This window comes from Streptomyces sp. NEAU-W12 (assembly GCF_026242095.1).
Classification (GTDB): domain Bacteria; phylum Actinomycetota; class Actinomycetes; order Streptomycetales; family Streptomycetaceae; genus Streptomyces.
Genome location: NZ_JAPJDM010000076.1, coordinates 1 through 3,245, shown reverse-complemented (window position 1 = coordinate 3,245; position 3,245 = coordinate 1). Strand labels below are relative to the sequence as shown.

Below are 3,245 nucleotides of genomic sequence, written 5' to 3'. Positions count from 1 at the left end.
CCCTGGACTGCATACCCGCGACCAAAGGCATCACAAGCCTCGCCAAACTCGGCAAACTGTGGAAGGCCGGAGGCCTGAAAGCTCTCGGCGACGGTTTCATGGGGGGCATCGGCGGCGGACTGAAGAATGTGACACAAACGCTTCGAAGAATGCGTGACGGCGTCACAGGACTCAGACGGGTCGACCGGCTTCTGCAAACCGGCGGATCCCTGCGTCGCGCACGCAGCGACGTAGATTTCGTCACCGAATGGGCAGATGAGGCATACGACGTCATCCGTTCGTCCGACGACATCGAAAACGTCACCAAAACGGCAGCAGAACACGGCTTCTCTCGATCTGAAATCGAACAGATCAAGAATCACCTTTTCCACGAGGAGCATCTCCTCGACAGTTACGGAGATGCATACATGGCGCGATTTGACGCGAATCCGCGCATCGCTGAAGCCTGGCAGAGACTCGGCAAGGGGAACCCGCACCCGTCTGACATCGCCTTGCTGCGGCATGAACTACACGAATCCAACCACATGAGAGAAACCGGAGATCAGAGCTATAGCGCAGCTCATGGGGCTACGATCGACGCAGGATACACATGGGACCAATCTGCTGCAGCTCGCGACGGGTACGGACGTCCAATCAGCGTGGAGGAATGAAAATGGCTCACTCTTTTCTATTGAAACTGACATCTGACGGCGAATCCCCACACCTCTATCGCGCTCTCATCGACGGAAAAAAGGAGGCGTTTCTCATCCTGAATGAAAGGTCAGCTTCCATCCACCTCGCAGACAGCAAAGGAAACCCTTCCGGCGGCCTACGATTGTCACTCCCCAACGGGGACCTCGAAGTGAAAGATGTCGAACAAACCGAGGGTCCTTCACTCGGGGCGGAAGAGTTCAAATTGCTGGCGGCCCACCTTGGTAACCAGTGGAAAAAGCAGGGGAAAGCCCCGAGCGAAGTTCGCAAGTTCTTCGCCTGACCCACCTGGAAGGAGTGACAGGGTGGGAGTTCGACATCCGTCCGGAAGGACGCGAGGCCACGATCCGGGCGCTCGTCGAGGAGCGGATCCGTGAACTCCCGGAACTCGCCCCATACCGCGCCGACCTGACCGCCATGCTCCGCAGGATGACGAAGGACGCCCACGACTCCGGTCAGGGTCTTTGAGAAGTGCCGAGGTGGACAGTTCGCCTACCGAGCACCGAATGTGACGGCTTGTCGACTTCTGCCGGCGCCGACCCTGGACGCAGAACAGGCATGGCCGCTGGTGATCAAGTGGGTGTCGAGTCCGTATGAGCACCGAGCGAGTCCATGCCTGCGCACCCGTCTTCCCGCATGCCGTCACGCCTCCGGTAACTGAGGGATGCCTCCGGCCCAGCCTTGCTGAAGACAGCCGCTGAACTGCGGAGTTGACTGGCCACGGCGCCTGACCCGCGGGCCCGTCGCGGCATCCGTCACCCATGGACGGCCCTGCTCACCGCTGCGGCCGCCGCCGTTCTGGCCGGCGCCGCCTCGATCACGGGTGCTGGACGCGCCCATCTACGACGGGCCCCGCGCCCAGACCACCCTGGAACGCCGACACCAGATCCACGACCTGCTCGGCCAGGGCGTCGGCCTGCTCGAATGCGCCCGCCGCCTGCAACTGACCCTGAACACCGTCAAACGCTGCACCCGCGCCGACCGACCCGAGCGGATGCTCCGCGTCCCCAAGCACCGTGCCGACCTCGTCGACCCCCACCGCGAGCAGCTGCGCAAACGCCGGGCCGAGGAACCCGCCGCCCCCGTCCAGCATCCCCTTCGAAGAGATCAAAGCCCTCGGGTTCACCGGCTGCCCGAACCTCCTGCACAAGTACATCAACCAAGGCCGCGCGGACGCCGACCCCAGCCACATCTCCCACCGCCGACTCGCCCGGATGCTGCTGACCAGGCCCGACAACCTCAAGACCGAACAACACGAACTCCTGGCCAAGCTCACCGCCGCCTGCCCCGAGATGACCCAACTGGCCCCAGGCATCAGCGACTTCACCCCGCTCCTTGCGCCTCACGCCGACAACGCCGACGCACTCTCGCGCTGGATCGTCCAGGTCCGCGGCGCCGACCTGCCCCACCTGCATGCATTCGCCCGAGGTCTGGAACGAGACCGCGACGCCGTGAACGCCACCCTCACACTTCCGTACAGCAACGGCCCCACCGAGGGTGTCAACACCAAGACCAAGCGGATCGCACGCCAGATGCACGGACGAGCAGGCTTCGCCCTGCTTCGCCACCGCATCCTCCTCGGACAGCAGCACTCTCCGTCACCACCGAAAGTGAGACAGGGCCGTTAAGTTGACACTCCCGCTCTCGGCATACCACCAACAATGACCAGAATGTACCCAAGTTACCGGTATTGAGGTTAGACACCCGCATGATCACCAGCGGCCATGCCTGTTCTGCGTCCAGGGCCGGAGCCGACAGAAGTCGACAAGTCGTCACATTCGGTGCCCAGTAGGCGAACCGCCCACCTCGGCACTTCTCAAGGACCCTGGCCAAGGCTCCAACCGACGCCGTGGGCGTGCCCACATTCAAAAAGGGGCCCTTCACTCCTAAAATCAAAGAAGACGGGGTTTGACTCACCTTCCTTCCCATGGTCTGAAAAAACAGCGAACACGCGGAGCTCCAATGATTCGACCCGTAGGTTTCTTCTCAGAGCTCTCGCCCGGCTGGGGCCTCCTTGAGAGCGCCTCGATCAAAGACGCAGTGCGACCTTCAGGCGAGCCAGACGAAAAAAAGATCGTCTCCTACCTCATGAATGGCACAGGAATCTGGAGCGAGATGAGCGCCGGACCTGACGTGCTGGATCCAGATGGCCCCCTTCTGCCAGGCATTGGCTCCCTCCATACCGACGGAGAATGGATTTGGCGCGGCGACCTTTCGCACTACGTTACCACCCATCACATATCCTTGCCTGTCGAATTCGTCACCCACATCAGGAATGCGAACTATTCCCCTCCGACGGTAACAGAAAGCAGACTGACCGAGATCGCAATGACGGATCTCGGCATGGATCTCGATTAAAGATTAACGAAGAATAGCAGAAGAGAGTGCAGTATTGATGTCAGGCTTCTCATTGACGGTCCCGGATTCCTGGTGGGAGTTCGACATCCGTCCGGAAGGACGCGAGGCCACGATCCGGGCGCTCGTCGAGGAGCGGATCCGTGAACTCCCGGAACTCGCCCCGTACCGCGCCGACCTGACCGCCATGCTCCGCAGGA

Annotated in this window: 3 protein-coding genes and 2 pseudogenes; all 5 read left to right on the top strand. The window is 61.4% G+C overall.

Features of this window, described 5'->3' with window-relative positions; genetic code table 11:
* A pseudogene (locus tag ORI94_RS35055) lies at positions 1-650 on the top strand (hypothetical protein); the annotation flags it as partial.
* 2 nt (positions 651-652) lie between these two features.
* Complete coding sequence (locus ORI94_RS35050) at positions 653-973, top strand: hypothetical protein (RefSeq protein WP_266083142.1); 321 nt, start codon at positions 653-655, stop codon at positions 971-973.
* Between the two features lie 14 nt (positions 974-987).
* The gene (locus tag ORI94_RS35045; RefSeq protein WP_266083140.1) at positions 988-1,158 is read left to right on the top strand and encodes a hypothetical protein; all 171 of its coding nucleotides are present in this window, start codon (positions 988-990) and stop codon (positions 1,156-1,158) included.
* A gap of 355 nt (positions 1,159-1,513) precedes the next feature.
* A pseudogene (locus tag ORI94_RS35040) lies at positions 1,514-2,318 on the top strand (transposase); the annotation flags it as partial.
* Between the two features lie 334 nt (positions 2,319-2,652).
* A complete protein-coding gene (locus tag ORI94_RS35035; protein ID WP_266083138.1) occupies positions 2,653-3,048 on the top strand; it encodes a hypothetical protein in 396 nt (131 codons plus the stop codon).
* Positions 3,049-3,245: the final 197 nt, after the last annotated feature.